This is a genomic window from Streptomyces sp. NPDC002867, from assembly GCF_053591895.1.
On record NZ_JBSFUR010000055.1, the window covers coordinates 1 to 22227 of the forward strand.

Sequence of the window (22227 nt, forward strand, 5' to 3'; positions counted from 1 at the left end):
ACATCCGCTCGCCCGGCAGAAGATAGGCCCCCCCGGCCCCCCCCCGGGGCCCCGCCCGCCACCCCCGCCCCCGGGCCCCTGTGACGTGAGCGGGTCAGTCGCCGATGAGCGCGTCGACGAACGCCTCCGGCTCGAACGGAGCCAGGTCGTCCGCACCCTCGCCCAGACCGACGAGCTTCACCGGGACGCCCAGCTCGCGCTGGACCGCGACGACGATGCCGCCCTTGGCCGTGCCGTCCAGCTTGGTGAGCACGATGCCGGTGATGTCCACGACCTCGGCGAAGACGCGCGCCTGCACCAGACCGTTCTGACCGGTCGTGGCGTCCAGGACCAGCAGGACCTCGTCCAGCGGGCCGTGCTTCTCCACGACGCGCTTGACCTTGCCGAGCTCGTCCATCAGGCCCGTCTTGGTGTGCAGCCGGCCCGCGGTGTCGATGAGCACGACGTCCGCGCCCTCGGCGATGCCCTCCTTGACCGCGTCGAACGCGATCGAGGCCGGGTCGCCGCCCTCGGGGCCGCGGATGGTGCGGGCGCCGACGCGCTCGCCCCAGGTCTGCAGCTGATCGGCGGCCGCGGCACGGAAGGTGTCGGCGGCGCCGAGGACCACGGAGCGGCCGTCGGCCACGAGCACGCGGGCGAGCTTGCCGGTGGTGGTGGTCTTCCCGGTGCCGTTGACGCCGACGACCATGACGACGCCGGGGGTGTCGAGGCCGCTCTCGGTCTTGACCGCGCGGTCCAGGTCGGTGCCGACGAGGGTGAGCAGCTCCTCGCGGAGCAGGGTGCGCAACTGCTCGGGCGTACGGGTGCCCAGCACCCTCACGCGCTCGCGCAGCCGCTCGACGAGCTCCTGGGTCGGGACGACGCCGACGTCCGCCGTGAGGAGGGTGTCCTCGATCTCCTCCCACGTGTCCTCGTCGAGGTGCTCGCGCGACAGCAGCGTGAGCAGTCCCTTGCCGAGGGAGTTCTGGGAGCGGGCGAGGCGCGCGCGCAGCCGGACGAGCCGGCCGGCGGTCGGCTCGGGGATCTCGATCTCCGGCGCGACGGGCTCGGCGACGACCGGGTCCTCGACGGCGACCGGGGTCCCGACGGCCTCCTCGGCCGACGGGAGGTCGACCTCCTCGATGGTGCGGCGGGGTTCGTCCCGCGGCGTCTCCGCCTCGTCGCCGACGTGCGGTTCGGTGGGCGGAGCAGTGATGGTCGGCGTGCTCGACGGTGCCGGGGGCGGCAGCTTCTTCTTCTTGCGGCTGCTGACCACGAGCCCGCTGATGGCGCCGATCGCGACCAGGGCGATGACTACAGCAAGGATGACGAATTCCATAACGCGTCCAGTATGCGTGACCGCCCCGCTCCGGAGTCGCTGCGCTGCGGCGGGCGGGTCCCCCACCCGGCCCCCGAGGCTGTGCCCGGACGGCGTGGCCGACCGGAGCTCCCGCCCCTATTCATCTGACGCTGCGTCAGCTACCGTCCCCTTCGCCATGCCCACATCCGGCGGAGGGGGACTTCCCATGGCCTTCACGGTGGCCCGGTTCAACCTGGTGGAGCCGGACGCGACGCCCGAAACACTCGCCGCCCGCTACCGCGCGGCCCTGGAGATGGCCGCGTACGCCGACGACCGCGGCATCGACACCGTCCAGACCGAGGAGCACCACGGGGCCACCGACAACTGGCTGCCCTCGCCCTTCGTCTTCGCGGGCGCGGTCCTCGGCGCCACTCGCCGTATCGCCGTCACCGTCTCCGCGGTCATCGGGCCGCTGCACGATCCGCTGCGCATGGCCGAGGACATCGCCGTGCTCGACCTCGTCGGCCGGGGCCGGCTCGTCACGGTCGCGGGCATCGGCTACCGGCCCGAGGAGTACGAGCGAGCGGGAGTGGAATGGGGGAGGCGGGGCGCGCTCCAGGACGAGCTGCTCGAGACGCTGGTCACCGCGTGGACGGGCGAGGAGTTCGTGTACCGGGGGCGCAGCGTGCGCGTCACGCCCCGCCCGTACACCCAGCCGCATCCGCTGCTGCTGGTCGGCGGTTCGTCACGGGCGGCCGCCCGGCGGGCGGCGCGCCTCGGCCTGCCCTTCTTCCCGAGCGCGCACCTGCCGGAGCTGGAGGCGTACTACCACGAGCGCCGCGCCGAGTACGGCACCGGAGGCTTCTGCATGATGCCCGCCCCCGAAACACCGCTGCTGCACATCGCCGAGGACCCGGACCGGGCGTGGGCTCTGTACGGCCACCACTTCCTCCACGAGGCGCGCACCTACGCGTCGTGGCAGTCGAAGGACATCCGCTCGGTGGTGCGCTCCACCGCGGACACGGTGGAGGAGCTGCGCGCGGAGGGCGTGTACCGGATCGTCACGCCGGACGAGTGCGTGGACCTGGGCGCGGAGAGCCTGGTGCTGCATCCGCTGTGCGGCGGCATGCCGGTGGACGAGGGCTGGCGGAGCCTGCACCTGCTGTGCGAAGACGTACTGCCCCGGCTCACGCGCTGAGCCGGGGCAGTTTCCGTGGTGAGGAGAGGGGCAGCGGGGATTAGCCCATCTCCTCCAACGCCTTGCCCTTCGTCTCCCTGACGTACCTGAGCACGAAGGGGATCGAGAGCACGGCGAAGACCGTGTAGATGATGTAGGTGCCCGAGAGGTTCCAGTCGGCGAGGCTCGGGAAGCTCGCCGTGATGGCCCAGTTGGCGATCCACTGCGCGGACGCGGCGACGCCGAGCGCGGCGGCGCGGATCCTGTTGGGGAACATCTCGCCGAGGAAGACCCAGACCACGACGCCCCAGGACAGGGCGAAGAAGAGCACGAAGACGTGCGCGGCGATCAGGGCGACGACGCCCTGGGTCTCGGGCAGCTTGCCGTCGACGAGGTCGGCGGAGAAGGCCCACGCCTCGAAGGCCAGCGCGACCGCCATGCCGGCGGAGCCGATGAGCGCGAGCGGCCGGCGGCCGATGCGGTCGACGAGGACCATGGCGATCACGGTGCCGACGATGTTGATGATCGACGTGGTGAACGAGTAGAAGAACGAGCTGGACGGGTCGACGCCCACCGACTGCCACAGGGTCGCCGAGTAGTAGAAGGCGACGTTGATGCCGACGAGCTGCTGGAAGACCGAGAGCCCGATGCCGATCCAGACGATGGGCAGGAAGCCGAAGCGGCTGCCGAGCAGGTCCTTGAAGGTCGACTTGTGCTCGCGGCGCATCGCGAGGTCGATCTCCTCGATACGGGCGTCGAGGTCGACGGTCTTGCCCTCGACCTCGGCGAGGACCGCCCTGGCCTTGTCGGTCCTGCCGACGGAGATGAGGAAGCGCGGCGACTCGGGGATCGCGAAGGAGAGCAGGCCGTAGAGGACGGCCGGGACGACCATGACGCCGAGCATCCACTGCCAGGCCTCGAGCCCGCCGATCTCACCGCGCTGCTCACCGTCGGCGAGCTGGAGGATGCCGTAGTTGACCAGCTGGGAGACGGCGATGCCGATGACGATCGCGGCCTGCTGGAAAGAGGCGAGCCGGCCGCGGTAGGCGGGCGGGGAGACCTCGGCGATGTAGGCGGGGCCGATGACGGACGCCATGCCGATGGCGAAGCCGCCGACGACGCGCCACAGGGCCAGGTCCCAGAGCGCGAACGGGACGGCGGAGCCGACGGCGCTGACGGTGAACAGCGCGGCCGCGATCTGCATGCAGCGGATGCGTCCGATGCGGTCGGCGATACGGCCGGCGGTGGCGGCCCCGATGGCGCAGCCGATCAGGGCGATGGCGATGACCTGGGCGAGCGTGCCCGAGCCGATGTCGTAGCGGTCCCGGATCGCCTCGACGGCGCCGTTGATGACGGAACTGTCGTACCCGAAGAGGAAACCGCCCATGGCGGCGGCCGCCGTGATGAAGATGACATGCCCGAGGTGTTCGGGGTGGGCTTCGCGGGCGCCCGATGCCGGCGGGGGCTGCGCAGTGCTGGTCACGTGTACTCCTGGGGCCGTCCGGCAGGCGTCGCCGGGCGTGTGGGGCGAGCCCTTCAAGTGGCGCACAAGTTCTCGCCGCCCACCACTTGAAGGTAAAAGCAACGTTGCAGAGACTATGCCTTCAAGTTTCGAAGTCAAGGGGTCGAACTGTATCCGTGATGCACATCGGCATGGACTATGAGTTCAAGTGTTGAAGATTCAGTGAAGTGCCCGCGAAGGTCCGCATCGGCGGGCGGGCACCGCGGCAGCGGTCGGTTCAGCGCAGCCGCTGGCTGATGACCTTGGAGACGCCGTCCCCCTGCATGGACACGCCGTAGAGCGCGTCCGCGACCTCCATCGTCCGCTTCTGGTGCGTGATCACGATCAGCTGGGAGCTCTCCTGGAGCTCCTGCATGATGCGGATCAGCCGCTGCAGGTTCGTGTCGTCGAGCGCGGCCTCGACCTCGTCCATGACATAGAACGGGCTCGGTCTGGCCTTGAAGATCGACACCAGCATCGCCACGGCCGTCAGCGACCGCTCGCCGCCGGACAGCAGCGACAGCCGCTTGACCTTCTTGCCGGGTGGCCGGGCCTCGACGTCCACCCCGGTGGTCAGCATGTTGTCGGGATCCGTCAGCACGAGCCGACCCTCACCGCCGGGGAAGAGCCGGGAGAAGACCCCCTCGAACTCGCGCGCGGTGTCCCGGTACGCCTCGGTGAAGACCTGCTCGACGCGTTCGTCGACCTCCTTGACCACCTGGAGCAGGTCGGCCCGGGTCTTCTTCAGGTCTTCGAGCTGCTCGGAGAGGAACTTGTGCCGCTCCTCCAACGCCGAGAACTCCTCGAGCGCCAGCGGGTTCACCTTTCCCAGCTGCTGGTACGCCCTCTCGGCGGCCTTGAGCCGCTTCTCCTGCTCCGCGCGGACGAACGGCCGCGGCTGATGGCGCGGATGCTCCGGGTCCTCGGGCAGCTCCTCGCCCTCGGCGGGCGGGGAGGGCGGAACGAGCTGGTCGGGGCCGTAGTCGGCGACGAGCCCGGCCGGTTCCACGCCGAGCTCCTCCAGGGCCCTGGTCTCCAGCTGCTCCATGCGCAGCCGCTTCTCCGCGCCCAGCACCTCGCCCCGGTGCACCGAGTCGGTCAGCTTGTCCAGCTCGCTCTTGAGATCGCGCCCCTGGTTACGGGCGGCCGCCAGCTCCTGCTCGCGCTCCGCCTTGGCCGCCTCCGCGGCCACGCGCTCGGCCTCCGCCCGCACCAGCGACACCTCGACATGCGCCAGCAACTGCCGGCCGCCACTCGCCACGGCGGCGGCGACCTCGGCCTCATGGCGCATGCGGGCGCGGCGCTGTTCGGCGCGCGCCCGTGCCTCGCGCTCGGCCCGCGCCCCCCGGTCGAGGGCGTCGGCGCGGCCCGCGAGGCCCTTGACCCGCTCCTCATGCGTACGGACCTGGAGCCGTGCCTCCATCTCGGTCTGGCGCGCGTTGGCCCCGTCGGCGGCGAGCCGGTCGCGCACATGGGTGTCGGGCTCCTCCTCGACCGGGGTCTCCTCCGCGACGAGCAGCCGTTCGGCCAGCTCCTCGGCCTCCTCCGCCGCCCGCTCCAGCGCCTCCTGGGCCCGGGCGGCCGCCGCGCCGGCGCGCTCGGCCTCGCCCGCGGCGCCGCGGGCCTGCCCGGCGAGGTGGCCGAGCTGCCCGGAGACGGCCGACTTCTCCCGCTCGGCGGCGCGCCTGCGTTCCCCCAGCTCCTCGACGAGAGCGGCGCAGGCGCCACGGCGGGCGGCGGCCTGCTGCTGTGCGGCGGTCAGCTCCTCGCACCGCGCGTCGAGCTGTTCGAGCTCGGCGGCGGCCTCGTCGACGGATGCCTGCACTTCCAGGAGACTCGGCGCCCCGGCGGACCCGCCCTGCGCGAGGTGCGCGCCGAGCACGTCGCCGTCGCCGGTGACGGCGGTCAGCCCGGGGTGCGCGTACACGACGTCCTCGGCGTCCTCCAGGGTGCCGACGACCACGACATCGCGCAGCAGCCGCCGTACGGCGGGCATCAGTTCCTCGGGTCCGCGCACCAGTCCGGCGGCGTACGGGTGGCCGGAGGGGCCGTTGCCTGGGGAGCTGGGGGCCTCGGCCGCTGCCGTCGCGCCCGCCAGGAGCAGGGTCGCGCGCCCGCCGTCCTCCTTGCGCAGCAGCCGGATCGCCTCCGCGGCCGTGGCCGGGTCCGCGACGGCGACCGCGTCGGCCGCGGCGCCCAGCGCCGCGGCCACCGGGATCTCGTAGCCGGGCGTCACCGTGAGCAGCTGGGCGGCCGGCCCCAGGAGGCCCGTGAGCCGGTCGGGCGCGGCGAGCAGTATGCCCGTACCGTCCTTGCGGCGCAGGCCGAGGGCGAGCGCCTCACGCCGGGCCGCGACCGCGGCGCGGCGGCGCTCCGCGCCGGTCAGGGCCTCACGGGCGGCGCTCAGCGCCCTCTCCGCGCCGGTCAGTTCACGCTTGGCGGCCTCATGCTGGTCGGCGAGGGCCGAGTCGTCCGCGTCCAGCCCCTCGACCTCGGCCTTGAGCTGCTCGTACTCCTCCTGTGCGGCGGCGGCCCGCTCCTGGGCCTCGTCGCGGGCGGCGGCGAGCCTCTCGATCTCGGCCTGGGCCGACGCCGCGCGGGAACGCGCCGCGTTGACCTGTCCGCTCAGCCGGGCGAGCCCCTCGCGCCGGTCGGCGATCGCGCGGGCGACGTCCTTGAGCCGGCGCTCCTCGACGGTGAGCTGCCGCTCCAGTTCGGCGCGGTGCGCGACCGTGTCCTCCAGTGCCCGCTCGGCCGCCTCCAGCGCTGCCTCCAGTTCCGCCTCCTGCTGACGGATGCGGGCCGCCTCGCGCTCCATGTCCTCGGGGTCGCGTCCGCGCCGCTCCTCCGCAGGCTGGGCGGTGGCGCTCTTGACCCGGGCGTCGGCGAGCGAGATCGTGCCGCGGACCCGTTCGGCGAGCTGGGAGAGCTCGTACCAGGTCTGCTGGGCGCTCTGGAGGCGCGGCGCGAGGCGCCGTACCTCGTCCTCCAGTTCGACCTCCCGGACGAGGGCCGCCTTCAGCTGCGCCTCGGCCGCTTCCTTGCGCTGCTTGAGGGCGGCCTCGTCGGCGATCTCGGCGTGCAGCGCCTCGCGGAGGGTGACGAGGTCGTCCGCGAGCAGCCGCAGGCGGGCGTCGCGGAGGTCGGCCTGGATGACGGCGGCGCGGCGGGCGACGGCTGCCTGGCGGCCGAGGGGCTTGAGCTGGCGGCGCAGTTCGTCGGTGAGGTCCTGCACGCGCGCGAGATTGGCCTGCATGGCATCGAGCTTCCGCAGCGCCTTCTCCTTGCGCTTGCGGTGCTTGAGGACGCCCGCGGCCTCCTCGATGAAGGCGCGGCGGCCCATCGGGTCGGCGTGCAGGACCGAGTCGAGCTGGCCCTGGCCGACGATGACGTGCATCTCGCGGCCGATGCCGGAGTCGGACAGCAGCTCCTGGATGTCGAGCAGCCGGCAGGTGTCCCCGTTGATCTGGTACTCGCTGCCGCCGTTGCGGAACATGATCCGCGTGATCGTGACCTCGGCGTACTCGATGGGCAGGGCGCCGTCGGAGTTGTCGATGGTGAGGGAGACCTCGGCGCGGCCGAGGGGCGGCCGGCCGGTCGTCCCGGCGAAGATGACGTCCTCCATCTTGCCGCCGCGCAGCGACTTGGCCCCCTGCTCCCCCATGACCCAGGACAGCGCGTCCACGACGTTGGACTTCCCGGAGCCGTTCGGGCCGACGACGCAGGTGATCCCCGGCTCGAAGCGCAGCGTCGTGGCGGACGCGAAGGATTTGAACCCGCGGAGGGTCATGGCCTTGAGGTGCACGCCGCCGGACTCTACCTTTCGCTCGCGGTTTCGCCTCTGAAGGCGCAGGGCACATCAGACGGTAAAGAAAGCATGTACGGGGCGGGCACGGGGAGAGGCGGGGGAAAGAAAGAAGGGACGCCTGGGCGTCCCTTGCATATCTTCGTGCGCGACGGAGTCCGTGCTCAGGTGAGCGCAGGCTCGCCCTGGTGTACGTCGATGTCGATGCCGTTGAGAAGCGGCTCGCCAGGGTGCTGAGCGGCGGCAGCCGTGAGCGCGTCGTTCTCGGACTGAATGCGTACGAGCTCGGACTCGAGGTCCTGGACGCGCTGCTGTAGCCGTCGCATCTCGGCGAGGAGTCGCGGGTCGGAACCGCCGACGTAACCGAGAAGCGCCTTTGCCATGATGGATGGTCCTCCACAATGAGTGACCGACCGATGCGGTGTGGGTCGTGAGGGATTCGCACCCGCGGTGCTGACAGCTCTTCTTGTACTGCTGGGGTCTTGCTGCGGTTCTTTACTGCCAAACAGCTAAGGTGCGCGGGGCTTCCAGAGTCTCACCAAAAAGTTTGACGGTCAACACGATCACACCCCGTATCGGCGGGCAGCCCGGGGGCATACGGCCGCTCCATCGAGCGGGGTGCCTGACCTGCGGGGCCCTGGGGGCGTGGCGATCATCCTTCTCTCCGCAGCCTGGCACGGGGAGCCTCTTCTTGGCAACCACCAGGCGGTTTCCTCCCCGGACCGATGCCTGTGGCACATGCCGGAAGGTGCTCGCGACGTGACTGCGGGCACCCGGACGGAGGACACTTCAGCGGACGGCGAAGTCGGCGTAGATGCCTCTGGGCGTGTCCCAGATCTCAGTGACGCCGTCGACGCGGCCGGGAGTGTCGCCGGACCGCAGCCAGTCCAGCAGACGGTGGCAATTCTCACGCGGCCCCTCGGCGACCACCTGCACCCTGCCGTCCTCCAGGTTGAGGGCGAAGCCCTTGAGGTCTCCGATCTCGAGTGCGTTCGCCCTGGTGAACCAGCGGAAGCCCACTCCCTGTACCCGGCCGCGTACCCACGCGGTGAGGCGCGCATCGTCGTTCATGAGGGCACCGTAACCGGCCGAATGGGCACAGATCACATCGCCCCCGGCGTGCCATGGCGTACAGTCCGGACGCAATGAGCGTCACCCGTTCGGGTGCACCCATTGACGTTCGACGCCGAGCAGGACGGCGTCGGGAACCAGGAAGGCACACCAGATGGGTCGCCATCGGAAGAAGCGCGCGGGTCTGCCCGTGCGCACCGGGCTGCTCGGCGCCTCCGCTGCCATGGCGGTAGGCGCCGTGGCCGTCACCACCGGCATCCTGCCGGTCGGTGACACGTACACGATCGGCTCCTCCAGCAACGAGTCCCCCGCGGAGATACGCACCGGAGGACCCGCCCTGCTCCAGACACAGGGAGAGGCGAGCACCACGCCGACGCCGTCCCTGTCGGCGACGCCGAGCCGGACGCCCCAGCCGTCGAAGTCCCCCGCGAAGCCGTCGCCCACCAAGCGGGTCGAGAAGGCCAAGCCCTCTGCGAAGCCGTCGCCCACCAAGCGGGTCGAGAAGGCGAAGCCGTCCGCGACGCCTTCCAAGAAGCCCGTGGAGAAGAAGACCCCAGCCGCCCCCGAGCCGGAGAAGACCACGTCGGCGCCGGTGCCTGAGCCGTCCCGTGAGGCGGACCGGCCCGAGTCGCGCCCGTCCTCCCCGGCCGCTGTTCCCACGTCCGGTGTGTCGGCGACCGAGGCCGCCGTGCTCAACCTGGTCAACGAGGAGCGCGCGAAGGTGGGCTGCTCCCCCTTCAAGGCGAGCACCGCGCTGGCGGAGCTGGCGCGGGTCCACTCCAAGGACATGGCGGTACGCGGGTTCTTCGACCACACGAACCCCGACGGTCAGAACCCGTGGGACCGCGCGGCCGCGGCCGGTGTCGCGAACCTCGGCGGCGAGAACATCGCGCGCGGCCAGGCCGACGCCGGTGCGGTGATGAGCGCCTGGATGCAGAGCGAGGGCCACCGCGCCAACATGCTGAACTGCGACTACACGACGATGGGCGTCGGCGTGTACATGGGCGACGGCGGCCCGTGGTGGACGCAGAACTTCGGCTATTGAGATGTCCGCAGGTCAGTGACCTGTCAGCTTGCCTGGGCCGTCTCGGCGCCGCTATCGGCAACCGAGGCGGCCCAGACTTCGTCCACGGCGGCCCGCGTACGCGTCTCGCTCCTTCGCCGCCGCCCCCTGCGCCCGATACCCTCAGCCCGTGGAAGGCCGAAGACCACTCTGGCGCAGGCTGGCGGTCCCTGTCCTGATCGTCTGGCCAGTGTTGTCACTGGTGGCATGGGGGCTGGCAGAGCTTATTGGCGCACATCAGAACCTGGCGAGCTCTGCGGCCTTCGTGGGTCTGATGATGCTGGGAGGACGAGTGTCCGAGGCGGGTCGACAGTGGCGTGAGCGCCGTCGCCGAGCTTGAGGCTGACGCTCCTGCATTTTGGTGCTGGGCCAGACCCATTGCCGCATCCGCCCTGGGCGCTGTCTCTTCGAAAGGGCGATCTCTGGGGCAGCGCTGACCGGCGTAGGCTGGCGGGCATGGGCGACGACCTTGGATTCGACGTGTTCTCCCGGCAGTGCCCCTCGCGCGGCACGCTGGAGCATGTGACGGGCCGCTGGGGCAGCCTGACGATGGGCGCCCTCTACGGGGAGCGGCTGCGGTTCAACGAACTGCGCCGCCGAGTCGACGGCGTGAGCGAGAAGATGCTGTCCCAGACGCTGCACGCGCTGGAGCGCGACGGGCTCGTGCACCGCGAGGCGCAGCCGACCAATCCGCCGCGCGTGGACTACGAACTCACCCCGCTCGGCCGGGCCGTCACCGAGCAGCTGCTCGGCCTGATCCACCTGGTCGAGGGCCGGATGCCCGAGGTGCTCGAGGCGCGGCAGCGGTACGACACCGGCCGTGAGGAAGCCGGCAACCGGGCGGCGGTCCGCTAGAGGACGACGGCACGGGGGCGGGGCGGCCGACGGCGTCAGGCCGTGGTACGCGGGACCCGCTGGCAGCGGGGGCAGAAGTAGCTGGACCTGTTCATCCAGGGGCGGCGCCGCATGACCGTGCCGCAGCGGTTGCAGGGCTCTCCCTCGCGGCCGTACGCGTCCAGGGAACGCTCGAAGTACCCCGATTCGCCGTTGACGTTCACGTACAGGCTGTCGAAGGTCGTGCCGCCGACCGCGAGGGCGGCCGTCATCACCTCGCGTATGTGGCCCAGCAGTTCCACCGAGCGCGGCCGGGTGAGCGTCGCGGTCGGGCGGTCGTAGTGCAGCCGGGAACGCCAGAGCGCCTCGTCCGCGTAGATGTTGCCGACGCCGCTGACCAGGGACTGGTCGAGCAGGGCGCGCTTGACCGTGGTGCGGCGCGCGCGGAGCGCGGTGTGGAAGACGACGTCGTCGAAGAGCGGGTCCAGCGGGTCACGGGCGATGTGCGCGATGACGTCGGGCAGTCCCTCGGGGGTGTTGTCGTGCAGCGACAGGCCGCCGAAGGTGCGCTGGTCGACGAAGCGGAGCTCGGTGCCGAGGGAGTCGTCGAAGCGGAGCCGGATGCGCAGGTGCTTCTCGTCCGGGGCGTCGTGCGGCTGCACCAGCAGCTGTCCGCTCATCCCGAGGTGACCGAGGACCGACGTGTCCGTGTCGGTGAGCGGCAGCCACAGGTACTTGCCGCGCCGGCGGGCGTCCCCGACGGCCTGGCCCTTCAGCCGGGCCGCGAAGTCCTCGCCGCCCGCGACGTGCCGGCGCACGGCGCGCGGGTGCAGCACCTCCACCTCGGCGATGGTGCGTCCGCCGACCCAGGTGGCCAGTCCGCGGCGTACGACTTCGACCTCGGGCAGCTCGGGCACGGGTCTCCTTCCGCGGTGGTCGGGGCGATGCCCGCAGCGTATCGCGCGACGCAGGGCGTGCAGTGCTGAGACCCCTCGCCGCTGCGGCGAGGGGTCTCACAGGAACTGCTGCGGAAGCGGATGCCCGGGGAAGGACCGGCTCAGGCCGAGGCCCGGTCCGTCGGCGCCGGGGCGGGAGGGGTGTCGGCGGCCCCTTCACCACTGCCCGCGTCCGGTTCGACCGCGGCCTGGGCCGCCGCCTTGGCGCGCTCGTCCGCGGCGGCGCGGATCTCCCGCCACGCGGATTCCGCCGCCTGCTGCTCCGCTTCCTTCTTGCTGCGGCCGGTGCCGGTGCCGTACGAGACACCACCGACGCGGGCGGCAGCAGTGAAGACCTTCTCGTGGTCGGGTCCGGTCTCGGTGACGAGGTACTCCGGCACACCGAGCCCCTCGGCCGCGGTGAGCTCCTGGAGACTGGTCTTCCAGTCCAGGCCCGCACCGAGGTTCGAGGACTTCTCGATCAGCGGGTCGAAGAGCCGGTGCACCAGCTCGGACGCCGCTTCGAGACCCTGGTCGAGATAGACGGCGCCGATCACCGCTTCAAGGGTGTCGGCGAGAATGGAGGCCTTGTCCCGGCCACCCGTGCCCTCTTCACCCCGGCCCAGCCGGATGAAGGAGCCCAGTTCGAGGCCGCGGCCGACCTCCGCCAGCGCACGCGAATTGACCACCGCGGCCCGCAGCTTGGCCAGTTGGCCTTCGGGCAGGTCGGGGTGGGTGCGGTAGAGCGTGTCGGTGACCACCAGGCCGAGCACCGAGTCCCCGAGGAACTCCAGACGCTCGTTGGTGGGCAGACCGCCGTTCTCGTACGCGTACGAACGGTGGGTCAGCGCGCGCACCAGAAGGGCGGACTCGAGGTGATACCCGAGCCGCCCTTCCAGAAGCGTGTGGGACGAGGCTGCGTTGACTGTGTTCGTTGCGTCTGCCTGCTTCTTGGCAGGGGACACCTCAGACATCGGGCCTCTCACCAGCCGCTCAGACCTCGAGGACCTGGCGCTTGTTGTAGGTGCCGCAGCTCGGGCACGCGATGTGCTGCTGCTTCGGCTCCTGGCAACGCTCACACGAAACCAGGGTGGGGACCGCAGCCTTCCACTGCGACCGGCGGTGGCGCGTGTTGCTGCGCGACATCTTCCGCTTCGGAACAGCCACGGCTACTTCTCCTGCTTCTCGTCGACGCCCGCTTCGGCGCCGCCCATGTTGTCCTTCTCACCGGTTCCGAGTGAATCGGCGAGTCCCTGCAGTGCCGCCCAACGGATGTCGACGGCGTCGTGGTGGTGGTCCGGGTCGTCGTCCAGCCTGATCCCGCACTCGGGACACAGGCCGGCACAGTCCTCCCGGCACACCGGCTGCATCGGCAGTGCGAGCACCACCGCATCACGCAGCACGGGTTCGAGGTCGAACATGCCGTCCTCGAGATAGAGAATGTCCTCGTCCTCGTCGTCGACAGGCTCCGCGGGGCGGCCCCGGTCGTCGGCGTCGGGATACGTGAACATCTCCTGGAAGTCCGCGGCGACCTCTTGGCGCAGCGGCTCCAGACACCTTACGCACTCCCCCTCGGCGCTCGCACGGGCGGTGCCTGTGACGAGCACCCCTTCCATGACGGACTCGAGGCGCAGCTCCAGCTCCACCGGCTTGCCCTCGGGCACTCCGATGACGCCTTCGATGCCCAGGTCCTTCGGCGCGTCCACCGTGCGGGACAGCCGCTGCAGCGCACCGGGCCGCCGTCCCAGCTCGTGCGTGTCGAACACGAGGGGGTTGCGGTGGTCGAGGCGCGTGCTCACGGCTCTTCCTGCTTTCGGATCGTGGGGAGGGGCCGTCCCGATTCGTGGGGCGAAGCGGGCAGCCGGGATCGCGGAACTACGCGCGACCGAAGAGCCAGGATACTGGACCGGCCGCCGTAGACCCAATCCGGGCTGTTCGGCGGCCTTCCGGCCCTAGCGGCCCTGCTCGTAGCGACGCAGCTGCTCCATGTCGATCATGCTCGTGTCGAACAGGCTGGTCTCGTCGAGCGCGGCGCCCTGCTGGGCCTGCGGCTGGTGCTGCTGGTAGGCGTAGGGGTCCTGCTGCGCGTACTGCTGCGGGTCGTAGCCCTGCTCCTGGTACGCGGCGTACGGGTCGGTGCCCTGGGCCCCGTAGCCTGCGTAGGAGACGCCCTCGGGGGCGTACGCCTCCTGCGCCTGGTAGCCGTACACGTCCTGCTGGGCCGGGATCTGCGGCGCCGGCGGCGGCTGGTACGCCGCGTACGTCTCCTGCCGCTCGGGCTCCGGGGCGGGCTCGGCCAGCTCGGCGAGGCCCGCCAGGTAGTCCGCGTCGCTCGTGGGCTGGTGGCCGCCCGCGGCGTCCTGCGCGGCCATGTGGGCGCCCAGATCGTCGGTGGCGATCCGGCCGTGCAGCTTCTGACGGCCGCGGCCGACCGCGTCGAGGGTCTTCGACAGCACGGCCTCGAAGGCGCCCAGCTTGGCGTCGACGTACTCGTCCGCGCGCCGGATGAGCGTCTGCGGGTCGCTGCTGTGCTCGGGGGCGTCCTCGTCGGCGAAGCCGTGCTCGTCGAGGCCGGGACCGCGGCCGAGCAGCTTCTCGCGCCCGCGGTCGACCGAGCCGATGGTCTTGGTGAGGACGACCTCGAAGTTGGCGAGCTTGGAGTCGACGTAGTCGTCGGCCTCCGCGCGGATCTCCTCCGCCTCCTTGCGCGCCTCGGCGAGGATCCGGTCCGCCCGCTCCTGGGACTCGCGGGCGACCTGGGTGTCGGAGATGAGCGAACCACGCTCGGCGTGGGCGGACTCGATGATCCGCTCGGCCTCCTTGCGGGCCTGCTCGACGAGCTGTTCCCGGCCTCCGATGAGCTCCTGGGCCTGGGCGAGGGAGCCGGGCAGCGCCTGGCGGACCTCGTCGAGCATGGCGAGCAGCTCGGCGCGGTTGACCACGCAGGAGGCCGACATGGGCATGGACCGGGCGTTCCCGACCGCCTCGACGATCTCGTCGAGCTTCTTCTGCACGTCCACCGTGTGTTTGCCACTCTCTACAGCCGGATTGGAGACGGACGGGTCGACTGTACGACCACTCGGCGCCCTCCCGACACCGGGTGACGGACTGTCAGCGGCTCACTTCTCGGCGAGCCGCCGGACGAGGGCCTCGTGTACCACCGGCGGCAGCAGGTGGGAGACGTCGCCGCCCCAGGCCGCGACCTCCTTGACGAGGCTGGAGGAGAGGAAGCTGTAGGTGGGGTTGGTCGGGACGAACAGGGTCTCCACACCCGAGAGGCCGTTGTTCATCTGGGCCATCTGCAGCTCGTAGTCGAAGTCGCTGACGGCGCGCAGCCCCTTGACGATCGCGGGGATGTCGCGTTCCTTGCAGAAGTCCACGAGGAGACCGTGGTGGGACTCCACCACGACGTTCCCGTACTCGGTGGTGACCTGACGGATCAGCTCGATCCGCTCCTCCACCGTGAACAGTCCCTTCTTGGACTGGTTGATCATCACCGCGACGTGTACGACGTCGTACAGCTTGGAGGCGCGGGCGATGATGTCGAGGTGTCCATTGGTGATGGGGTCGAACGACCCCGGACAGACTGCGCGGCGCAACTGAAGTCCCTCGCTCTCCGGTCCGGTCATGGTGCGTCTTCGCACGTAGAGGCGGCGCGACCGTACCAAAGCGTCCCTTCGCCGTAGCGACGGGCCCGCAGCGGCTCGAAACCTTCGGGCCAGTTGAACTCTCCGCCTCTGGTGCTGCGCTCCACGGTGGCGAGCGCAGCGTCCGCGAGCCAGCCCCCGCGGCGGAGTGTGAGCAGAATCTCGCGAAGATCGTCGTCGGTGACGGCGTACGGCGGGTCGAGGAAAACCACGTCGTAGGGGTGCTCCGGAGCCGGGCCCGTGACGATCTGCTCGGCCTTGCCGGTACGGACCTCGGCACCGGGCAGGCCCAGCGCGCGGACGTTCTCCCGGACGGTGCGGGCGGCGCGGGCGTCGGCCTCGACCAGCAGGGCGTGGGCCGCGCCGCGGGACAGGGCCTCCAGACCGACGGCGCCCGAGCCCGCGTAGAGATCGGCGACGCGGATGCCGTGGAGGCTGCCGAGCTGGGACTCCCAGCTGGAGAAGAGTCCTTCCCGGGCACGGTCGGACGTGGGGCGGGTGCCGTTGCCGGACGGAACGGCGAGGCGGCGTCCGCCGGCTGCGCCGGCGATCACGCGGGTCATCTCGGGCCTCTCTGTGCGGGCTGACCTCCCAAGTCTCTCAGCCCTTGTCGAGGTACTGCTCCCGCTCCTTGTCCAGCAGGGCGTCCAGCGCCATCCGCAGACCGGGCAGGTGCTCCAGCTCCGGATCGGCCCGGACGACGGAGGCGGCCTCCTCGCGGGCGGCGGCGATGACCTCCTCGTCCTCGATGACGGCGAGCATCCGCAGCGAGGAGCGCACCCCGGACTGGGCCTGGCCGAGGACGTCGCCCTCGCGGCGCTGCTCCAGGTCGATCCGGGAGAGCTCGAACCCGTCCAGCGTGGCCGCGACCGCGCCGAGCCGGGCGCGCGCGGGGCTCGCCTCGGGCATCTCGGTGACCAGGAGGCACAGTCCGGGCGCGGAGCCCCGGCCGACCCGGCCACGGAGCTGGTGGAGCTGGGAGACGCCGAAGCGGTCCGCGTCCATGATCACCACGGCCGTGGCGTTCGGCACGTTCACCCCGACCTCGATGACTGTGGTGGCGACCAGCACGTCGATGTCACCCGCGGCGAAGCGGCGCATCACGTCGTCCTTGTCGTCGGGCGCCATGCGCCCGTGCAGGACCTCGACGCGCAGTCCCGCGAGGGGGCCGCGGGCCAGCTGCTCGGCGACCTCCAGGACCGCGAGCGGCGGCCGCTTCTCCGCTTCGTCCTCGGCCGACTTCTTCCTGGTCTTCTCGTCCTCGGCATCCCCGATCCGGGGGCAGACCACATACGCCTGGTGGCCGCCCTCGACCTCCTCGCGCACCCGCTCCCAGGCGCGCGCCAGGAAGTGCGGCTTGTCGGCGGCCGGGACCACATGGCTGGCGATCGGCGACCGCCCGGCCGGCAACTGGTCGAGCACGGAGGTCTCCAGGTCGCCGAAGACCGTCATCGCGACCGTGCGCGGAATGGGGGTGGCGGTCATCACCAGCAGGTGCGGCGGCTGCTTCCCCTTCGAGCGCAGGGCGTCGCGCTGCTCCACGCCGAAGCGGTGCTGCTCGTCGACGACGACGAGGCCGAGGTCGTGGAACTGCACCTTGTCCTCGATCAGGGCGTGCGTGCCGATGACGATGCCCGCCTCGCCGGTCACCAGGTCGAGCAGTGCCTGGCGGCGCGCCGGCGCGCCCATCGAACCGGTCAGCAGCACGACCTTGGTGCCGTGGTCCGAGCCGCCGAGCGCCCGCCCGTCGCCCGACTCCCGCCCCTTCTGCGCAGACTCCCCCGGAGCCTTCGGCCCGGGGGGACCCCCATCGCGCCAAAGTCCCCAATTTTCGGCGAGGTCGCCCATCATCTCGGTGATCGAGCGGTGGTGCTGCTGGGCCAGGACCTCGGTGGGCGCGAGCATCGCCGCCTGACCGCCCGCGTCGACGACCGCGAGCATCGCCCGCAGTGCCACCAGCGTCTTGCCGCTGCCCACCTCGCCCTGCAGGAGGCGGTGCATGGGGTGCTCGGTCGCCAGGTCGTCGAAGATCTCCTTGCTGACCGAGCGCTGGCCCTCGGTGAGGGTGAAGGGCAGCTTGGCGTCGAAGGCGTCGAGCAGTCCGCCGGGCACGGGCCTGCGGGCGACGGCGGACAGCTGGGTGTCCGCGAACCTGCGGCGGGCGAGCGCGACCTGGAGGACGAACGCCTCGTCCCACTTCAGCCGCTGCCGCGCGGCCTCGATGTCGGCCTTGGTGCGCGGCCGGTGGATCTTGTGCAGGGCGTCGGGCAGGTCGGTCAGCCCACGGCCCTCGCGCAGGGCGGGCGGCAGCGGGTCGACGGCGTCCCGCGCACTGGGCAGGACGGCGTCGACCGCCTTGGCGATCTTCCAGGACTCCAGCTTGGTGGTGGCCGGGTAGATCGGGATGAGCGCCCCGGCCCAGCTGTCCACGGCCTCCTCGCCATCCTCGCCGCGCAGCAGCTCGTAGGCGGGATGGGCGAGCTGGAGCCTGCGGTTGAACATGGAGACCTTGCCGGCGAACATCGCGCGGGTGCCCGGCAGCAGGTCCTTGTGCGGCTTGTGCACGCCCTTGCCGAAGAAGACCAGCTGGAGCCGGCCGCTGCCGTCGGTGATGGTCACCTCGAGCCGCCGTCCGCGGCCCTGATTGAAGGTCAGGACGCGCGCGTCGGCGACGCGGGCCACCACCGTGACGTGCTCGTCCAGCGGCAGCTCGGACAGCGACGTCAGCTCGCCGCGCTCCGCGTACCGCCGGGGGTAGTGGTGCAGCAGGTCACCGAGGGTGTGCAGGTCGAGGTGCTCGGCCATCACCTTCGCGGTGGCGGCTCCGAGCGCGTTCTTGAGGGGTTCGTCGAGCGCGGGCACGCCACCCATTGCACACCACACCACCGACAGTCGTCGCGCACCTGTGGACAGCGCGCCCCACGGGCCGTGCGCCTACTCCACGCCGATCAGCAGCGGCGTCCCGCGGCCGCCGCCGTCGTAGACGAGGGTGTCGACGGCGAGGTACCCCTCGCGGACGTGGGCCTCCAGGTGTGCGGCGAGGCCGGTGGGGACGCCGTCGCCGAGCACGAGGGTGACCAGTTCGCCGCCGGAGGAGAGCATCCGGTCCAGGACCGTGAGCGCCGTGTCGGTGAGGTCCTTGCCGATGACGGCGACGTCGCCGTCGATCAGGCCCAGCACGTCACCGGCCTGGCACACGCCCGCCGAGGTCCACGACTGCCGTTCCGCCACGGCGAGTTCGGCGTACCGGGTCGCGCCCGCGGCCGCCGACATGGCGACCACGTCCTCGTCGAAACGGCGGTCCGGCTCGTGGACGGCGAGCGCCGCGATGCCCTGGACCGCGGAACGGGTCGGGATGAGCGCGACGCGGACGCCTTCCGCGCGGGCCTGTTCCGCCGCGGCCGCGGCCGTGTGCCGCAGGGACGCGTCGTTGGGCAGCAGGACGACCTCACGCGCGTGCGCCCGTCGGATGGCGTCGACCAGTTCGCCGCTGGCCGGCGGCTCCCCCGGCCGCATGGGCACGGTCGTGGCGCCCGCCTGGTCGCACAGGTCGACCAAGCCGTCGCCGGGGACGACCGCGACCACCGCGCGCTGCACCCGCTCGCGGGGTTCCGCGGCCGACTGGGCAGACTCGGCGGCCTCGGCGCCGAAGTGGGTGATCCGGATCCGGTACGGCCGCCCCGCCTCGACGCCGGCCTCGACGGCGGCGCCCGCGTCGTCCACGTGGACATGGACGTTCCACAGGCCGTCGCCGCCCACGACGACGAGCGAGTCGCCGAGCGCGTCCAGCCGGGTGCGCAGCCGGGCGACGGCCTCGTCGTCCGCCTCCAGCAGGTAGATCACCTCGAAGGCGGGCCCGCCGCCTTCGCACGGCTCGACCGCACGGGCCTGGAGCGCCGGCCGGGCCGACGAGAGTCCCGGGGCCGCCGGCGCCTCGCCGGAGACGGCCTCCACCAAGGCGCCGAGCACCGCGAGCAGACCGCGCCCGCCCGCGTCGACGACGCCGGCCCGGTCGAGGACCGCCAGCTGGCGGGGAGTGTTGTCGAGGGCGGTCCGGGCGCCGGCGTAGGCCGCGTGGAGCGCGTCGGTTGGTGCGTTCTCGGCCGCCTCGGCGGCGGCCGAGGCCACGGTGAGGATGGTGCCCTCGACGGGGTGGGCGACGGCCTCGCGCGCCATCTCGGCGGCCCGCCGCAGCGCTCCGGCCAGCCGGCCGCCCGCACCGATGCGCTCGGCCATGCCCCGCAGCAGCTGGGCGAGGATCGTGCCGGAGTTGCCGCGGGCGCCTATCAGCGCGCCGTGGGCCATCGCGTGCATCACATCGGCGAGCGAGGGCTGCGACCGCCCGGTCTCGTGGGCGGCGAAGACGGCTTCCACGGCCTGGGCGGCGGACTCCGCCGTCAGATAGAGGTTCGTGCCGGTGTCCCCGTCCGCGACGGGGTAGACGTTGATCGCGTCGATCTCCTCGCGCTCCCGGCCGAGGGCCTCCAGCGCCAGCGAGCACCAGGCGCGTACCACTTCGGCGTCCATCGTCTGCGGCACCTGGTGGTCCTCCTCGGTCGGCCGTCCGGGCCGTGGGCGGCGGGGTGCCTCGCAGCGTAGACCCCGGCTCCGACCAGGCACGGGGGCGGGTGCGCAGCAAGCCATGGTAGTTTCGTATCTCGGACGCAGTCGTTGTATGCTGCTCCGGTTGCCCGATGAGAATCGGGCCATTCCCCCGGCAGGCCACTTCAGATCACTGATTCCGGCACGCCGGATTTCACTGTAAGTGCATCTGAAGTCTTTGGAGTGACCCGTGGCTGCCAACTGCGACGTCTGCGGCAAGGGGCCGGGCTTCGGCAACAACATTTCGCACTCGCACCGCCGTACGTCCCGTCGCTGGAACCCGAACATCCAGCGCGTGCGTGCCGTGGTCGGTCGGACGCCGAAGCGGCTCAACGTCTGCACCTCGTGCATCAAGGCCGGCAAGGTCTCGCGCTAACCGCGACGTTTCGTCGTAGCGCAGCCCCTGCGGTTGCCTTGAAAGCCGGTCCACCTCGGTGGACCGGCTTTCGCCTTTTCCGCTAGCGGAGACGCCAGCCGTGGTCGACCGGGCCGATGCCCGTGCCCAGGGCGAAACCGGCCGCGATCGCGCCGGTGACGTACTCCTTGGCCGCCCGTACGGCATCCGGCACGGACATCCCCTTGGCCAGCCCCGACGCGACCGCCGACGCCAGCGTGCAGCCGGTGCCGTGCGTGTGCCGGTTGTCGTGACGCCCGGCGCGCAGCCAGTGCTCCTCGGTTCCGTCGGTCAGCAGGTCGACGGCGTCCCCGGCGAGATGACCGCCCTTGATGAGCGCCCAGCGCGGCCCGAATCCGAGCACGGCGTCGGCGGCCCGTCGCATGTCCGGCTCGTCGTGCACCTCGATGCCTGTGAGCTGGGCGACCTCGTCGAGGTTGGGGGTGGCGACGGTGGCCGTGGGCAGCAGCTCGGTACGTACGGAGTCGAGCGCGGAGGCCGCCAGCAGCGGGTCCCCGTGCTTGGAGACGCCGACCGGGTCGACGACCACGGGCACCTCGGTGCCGGCGAGCAGTTCGGCGACGGTCCCGACGAGCTCGGCGGAGGCCAGCATGCCGGTCTTCACGGCCTGCACGCCGATGTCGTCGACGACGCTGCGGTACTGGGCCCGTACGGCCTCCACGGGCAGCTCCCACGCACCCTGCACACCAGTCGAGTTCTGGGCGGTGACGGCGGTCAGCACGCTCATGCCGTGGACGCCGAGGGCCAGCATGGTCTTGAGGTCCGCCTGAATACCGGCACCGCCGCCGGAGTCGGAACCGGCGACGGTGAGCACGCGAGGGGGTATGGGCATGTCCCCGAATCTACTGGGCGCCCCGGTCCACCGGGCGCCGGGAGCTACTGAGCCTGTGGACCTACTGGGCGTCCGGCTGCCTGCTGTCCTCGATATCGCCGAAGTGGTCCCAGCCGCCCTTGCTGGTCCACGGTGCGCCGTCGACCGTCACCTGGGGCAGCGCCGAGGGGTTGAGCACCTCTCCGATCACCTTCCAGCGGGCGGGCAGCTTGGCGTCCGGCGGGAACGTCGCGACGATCGCGTGGTCCTCTCCCCCGGTCAGCACCCACTGGAGCGGGTCCACGCCGACGGCCTGGCCGATGTCGTTCATCTGCGAGGGGATGTCGATCAGCCCCGAGCGCAGATCGATGCGGACCTTGCTGGCCTCGGCGATGTGCCCGAGGTCGGCGACGAGTCCGTCGCTGACGTCGCACATGGCGGTGGCGCCGAGCCCGGCGGCCGCGGGGCCGGCGTGGTACGGCGGCTCGGGCCGGCGGTGCGCCTCGACGAAGGCGCGCGGCGAGCGGAAGCCGCGGGAGAGCACCGCGTGCCCGGCGGCCGACCAGCCCAGCCAGCCGGTGTAGGCGACGACGTCGCCGGGCTGGGCGCCCGCGCGGGTCACCGGCTCGTGGTTGCGCAGGTCCCCGAGTGCGGTGATCGCGACGGTGATCACGTCGCCGCGTACGATGTCGCCCCCGACGACGGCCGCCCCGGCCACCTGGCACTCGTCCCGGATGCCGTCCATCAGCTCGGTGGCCCAGGTGACGGGAAGCTCGGCGGGCACCACGAGGCCGAGGAGCAGAGCGGTCGGGACCGCGCCCATGGCCGCGATGTCGGCCAGATTCTGGGCGGCGGCCTTGCGCCCGACGTCGTACGCCGTCGACCAGTCACGGCGGAAGTGCCGGCCCTCCAGCAGCAGGTCCGTGCTCGCCACGACCCGCCGGTCCGGTGCGGCCACGACCGCGGCGTCGTCGCCGGGTCCCAGCCGCACCGCGGGGGTGGAGGTGAGCCGGGAGGTGAGCTCCCTGATGAGCCCGAACTCCCCCAACTCGCCCACAGTGCCCTTCACCGAGGTTCACCTCTCCGT

General features: G+C 71.7%; 20 protein-coding genes. 4 read left to right on the top strand and 16 right to left on the bottom strand.

Features of this window, described 5'->3' with window-relative positions:
• Window positions 1-94: 94 nt before the first annotated feature.
• Window positions 95-1318, bottom strand: a complete 1224-nt coding sequence (gene ftsY, locus ACWD0A_RS30700) for a signal recognition particle-docking protein FtsY (protein WP_451303397.1) — start codon at window positions 1316-1318, stop codon at window positions 95-97.
• A 187-nt stretch (window positions 1319-1505) separates the two neighbouring features.
• Between ftsY and ACWD0A_RS30705 the strand changes: the two genes are divergently transcribed.
• Window positions 1506-2477: an LLM class flavin-dependent oxidoreductase gene (locus ACWD0A_RS30705; protein WP_451303399.1), complete on the top strand. Its 972-nt coding sequence runs from the start codon at window positions 1506-1508 to the stop codon at window positions 2475-2477.
• Window positions 2478-2517: 40 nt separating this feature from the next.
• Here ACWD0A_RS30705 and ACWD0A_RS30710 read toward each other — a convergent pair whose 3' ends face one another.
• From ACWD0A_RS30710 to ACWD0A_RS30725, 4 genes are all read right to left on the bottom strand, one after another.
• Window positions 2518-3939 carry a sugar porter family MFS transporter gene (locus ACWD0A_RS30710; protein ID WP_451303401.1) on the bottom strand — a complete coding sequence of 474 codons (1422 nt, stop codon included), beginning with the start codon at window positions 3937-3939 and terminating at the stop codon, window positions 2518-2520.
• A 256-nt stretch (window positions 3940-4195) separates the two neighbouring features.
• Window positions 4196-7762 (bottom strand): chromosome segregation protein SMC, encoded by a 3567-nt coding sequence (gene smc, locus ACWD0A_RS30715; protein ID WP_451303403.1) that lies wholly within the window; start codon window positions 7760-7762, stop codon window positions 4196-4198.
• Between the two features lie 164 nt (window positions 7763-7926).
• Window positions 7927-8145, bottom strand: coding sequence for a hypothetical protein (locus ACWD0A_RS30720; RefSeq protein ID WP_177151413.1), 219 nt, complete (start codon window positions 8143-8145; stop codon window positions 7927-7929).
• A gap of 406 nt (window positions 8146-8551) precedes the next feature.
• Complete coding sequence (locus ACWD0A_RS30725; protein WP_177151414.1) at window positions 8552-8833, bottom strand: acylphosphatase; 282 nt, start codon at window positions 8831-8833, stop codon at window positions 8552-8554.
• Window positions 8834-8987: 154 nt separating this feature from the next.
• Here ACWD0A_RS30725 and ACWD0A_RS30730 point away from each other — a divergent pair, with 154 nt between their 5' ends.
• Window positions 8988-9878, top strand: a complete 891-nt coding sequence (locus ACWD0A_RS30730; RefSeq protein WP_451303405.1) for a CAP domain-containing protein — start codon at window positions 8988-8990, stop codon at window positions 9876-9878.
• Between the two features lie 474 nt (window positions 9879-10352).
• Window positions 10353-10751, top strand: coding sequence for a winged helix-turn-helix transcriptional regulator (locus tag ACWD0A_RS30735; RefSeq protein ID WP_451303407.1), 399 nt, complete (start codon window positions 10353-10355; stop codon window positions 10749-10751).
• A gap of 35 nt (window positions 10752-10786) precedes the next feature.
• On the opposite strand, the gene mutM is transcribed toward ACWD0A_RS30735, so the two are convergent.
• The 9 genes from mutM to ACWD0A_RS30780 form a co-directional block, all read right to left on the bottom strand.
• Window positions 10787-11647: a bifunctional DNA-formamidopyrimidine glycosylase/DNA-(apurinic or apyrimidinic site) lyase gene (mutM, locus tag ACWD0A_RS30740; protein ID WP_451303409.1), complete on the bottom strand. Its 861-nt coding sequence runs from the start codon at window positions 11645-11647 to the stop codon at window positions 10787-10789.
• A gap of 140 nt (window positions 11648-11787) precedes the next feature.
• A complete protein-coding gene (rnc, locus tag ACWD0A_RS30745) occupies window positions 11788-12639 on the bottom strand; it encodes a ribonuclease III (protein WP_451303411.1) in 852 nt (283 codons plus the stop codon).
• A gap of 19 nt (window positions 12640-12658) precedes the next feature.
• Window positions 12659-12832 carry a 50S ribosomal protein L32 gene (gene rpmF / locus ACWD0A_RS30750; RefSeq protein WP_026165248.1) on the bottom strand — a complete coding sequence of 58 codons (174 nt, stop codon included), beginning with the start codon at window positions 12830-12832 and terminating at the stop codon, window positions 12659-12661.
• Between the two features lie 2 nt (window positions 12833-12834).
• Window positions 12835-13464: a YceD family protein gene (locus tag ACWD0A_RS30755; RefSeq protein WP_451303413.1), complete on the bottom strand. Its 630-nt coding sequence runs from the start codon at window positions 13462-13464 to the stop codon at window positions 12835-12837.
• A gap of 153 nt (window positions 13465-13617) precedes the next feature.
• Entirely contained in the window at window positions 13618-14685 is a 1068-nt protein-coding gene (locus tag ACWD0A_RS30760; RefSeq protein WP_451303415.1) for an ATP synthase F0 subunit B, read from the bottom strand.
• A gap of 99 nt (window positions 14686-14784) precedes the next feature.
• The gene (gene coaD / locus ACWD0A_RS30765) at window positions 14785-15264 is read right to left on the bottom strand and encodes a pantetheine-phosphate adenylyltransferase (protein ID WP_218183855.1); all 480 of its coding nucleotides are present in this window, start codon (window positions 15262-15264) and stop codon (window positions 14785-14787) included.
• A gap of 26 nt (window positions 15265-15290) precedes the next feature.
• Window positions 15291-15875 (bottom strand): 16S rRNA (guanine(966)-N(2))-methyltransferase RsmD, encoded by a 585-nt coding sequence (gene rsmD, locus ACWD0A_RS30770; RefSeq protein ID WP_451303417.1) that lies wholly within the window; start codon window positions 15873-15875, stop codon window positions 15291-15293.
• Between the two features lie 37 nt (window positions 15876-15912).
• Window positions 15913-18183, bottom strand: a complete 2271-nt coding sequence (locus tag ACWD0A_RS30775; protein WP_451303419.1) for an ATP-dependent DNA helicase RecG — start codon at window positions 18181-18183, stop codon at window positions 15913-15915.
• A gap of 63 nt (window positions 18184-18246) precedes the next feature.
• Window positions 18247-19839 carry a DAK2 domain-containing protein gene (locus ACWD0A_RS30780; protein WP_451303444.1) on the bottom strand — a complete coding sequence of 531 codons (1593 nt, stop codon included), beginning with the start codon at window positions 19837-19839 and terminating at the stop codon, window positions 18247-18249.
• Between the two features lie 265 nt (window positions 19840-20104).
• Between ACWD0A_RS30780 and rpmB the strand changes: the two genes are divergently transcribed.
• Complete coding sequence (gene rpmB, locus ACWD0A_RS30785; RefSeq protein ID WP_003957616.1) at window positions 20105-20290, top strand: 50S ribosomal protein L28; 186 nt, start codon at window positions 20105-20107, stop codon at window positions 20288-20290.
• Window positions 20291-20372: 82 nt separating this feature from the next.
• Here the strand turns inward: rpmB and thiD are convergent, their stop codons facing one another.
• Together thiD and ACWD0A_RS30795 are read right to left on the bottom strand one after the other, a co-directional pair.
• A complete protein-coding gene (thiD, locus tag ACWD0A_RS30790; protein WP_451303421.1) occupies window positions 20373-21161 on the bottom strand; it encodes a bifunctional hydroxymethylpyrimidine kinase/phosphomethylpyrimidine kinase in 789 nt (262 codons plus the stop codon).
• Between the two features lie 61 nt (window positions 21162-21222).
• Window positions 21223-22209, bottom strand: a complete 987-nt coding sequence (locus ACWD0A_RS30795; protein ID WP_451303423.1) for a thiamine-phosphate kinase — start codon at window positions 22207-22209, stop codon at window positions 21223-21225.
• Between the last annotated feature and the right edge of the window lie 18 nt (window positions 22210-22227).

What these genes read in the sequence shown, in the direction of transcription:
- ACWD0A_RS30730 (WP_451303405.1), top strand. Translation starts at nt 8,988, where the DNA reads ATGGGTCGCCATCGGAAGAAGCGCGCGGGTCTGCCCGTGCGCACCGGG.
- ACWD0A_RS30720 (WP_177151413.1), bottom strand. Translation starts at nt 8,145, where the DNA reads ATGGCAAAGGCGCTTCTCGGTTACGTCGGCGGTTCCGACCCGCGACTC.
- ACWD0A_RS30775 (WP_451303419.1), bottom strand. Translation starts at nt 18,183, where the DNA reads ATGGGTGGCGTGCCCGCGCTCGACGAACCCCTCAAGAACGCGCTCGGA.
- ACWD0A_RS30725 (WP_177151414.1), bottom strand. Translation starts at nt 8,833, where the DNA reads ATGAACGACGATGCGCGCCTCACCGCGTGGGTACGCGGCCGGGTACAG.
- ACWD0A_RS30705 (WP_451303399.1), top strand. Translation starts at nt 1,506, where the DNA reads ATGGCCTTCACGGTGGCCCGGTTCAACCTGGTGGAGCCGGACGCGACG.
- ACWD0A_RS30735 (WP_451303407.1), top strand. Translation starts at nt 10,353, where the DNA reads ATGGGCGACGACCTTGGATTCGACGTGTTCTCCCGGCAGTGCCCCTCG.
- thiD (WP_451303421.1), bottom strand. Translation starts at nt 21,161, where the DNA reads ATGCCCATACCCCCTCGCGTGCTCACCGTCGCCGGTTCCGACTCCGGC.
- rsmD (WP_451303417.1), bottom strand. Translation starts at nt 15,875, where the DNA reads ATGACCCGCGTGATCGCCGGCGCAGCCGGCGGACGCCGCCTCGCCGTT.
- rnc (WP_451303411.1), bottom strand. Translation starts at nt 12,639, where the DNA reads ATGTCTGAGGTGTCCCCTGCCAAGAAGCAGGCAGACGCAACGAACACA.
- ACWD0A_RS30780 (WP_451303444.1), bottom strand. Translation starts at nt 19,839, where the DNA reads ATGGACGCCGAAGTGGTACGCGCCTGGTGCTCGCTGGCGCTGGAGGCC.
- ftsY (WP_451303397.1), bottom strand. Translation starts at nt 1,318, where the DNA reads ATGGAATTCGTCATCCTTGCTGTAGTCATCGCCCTGGTCGCGATCGGC.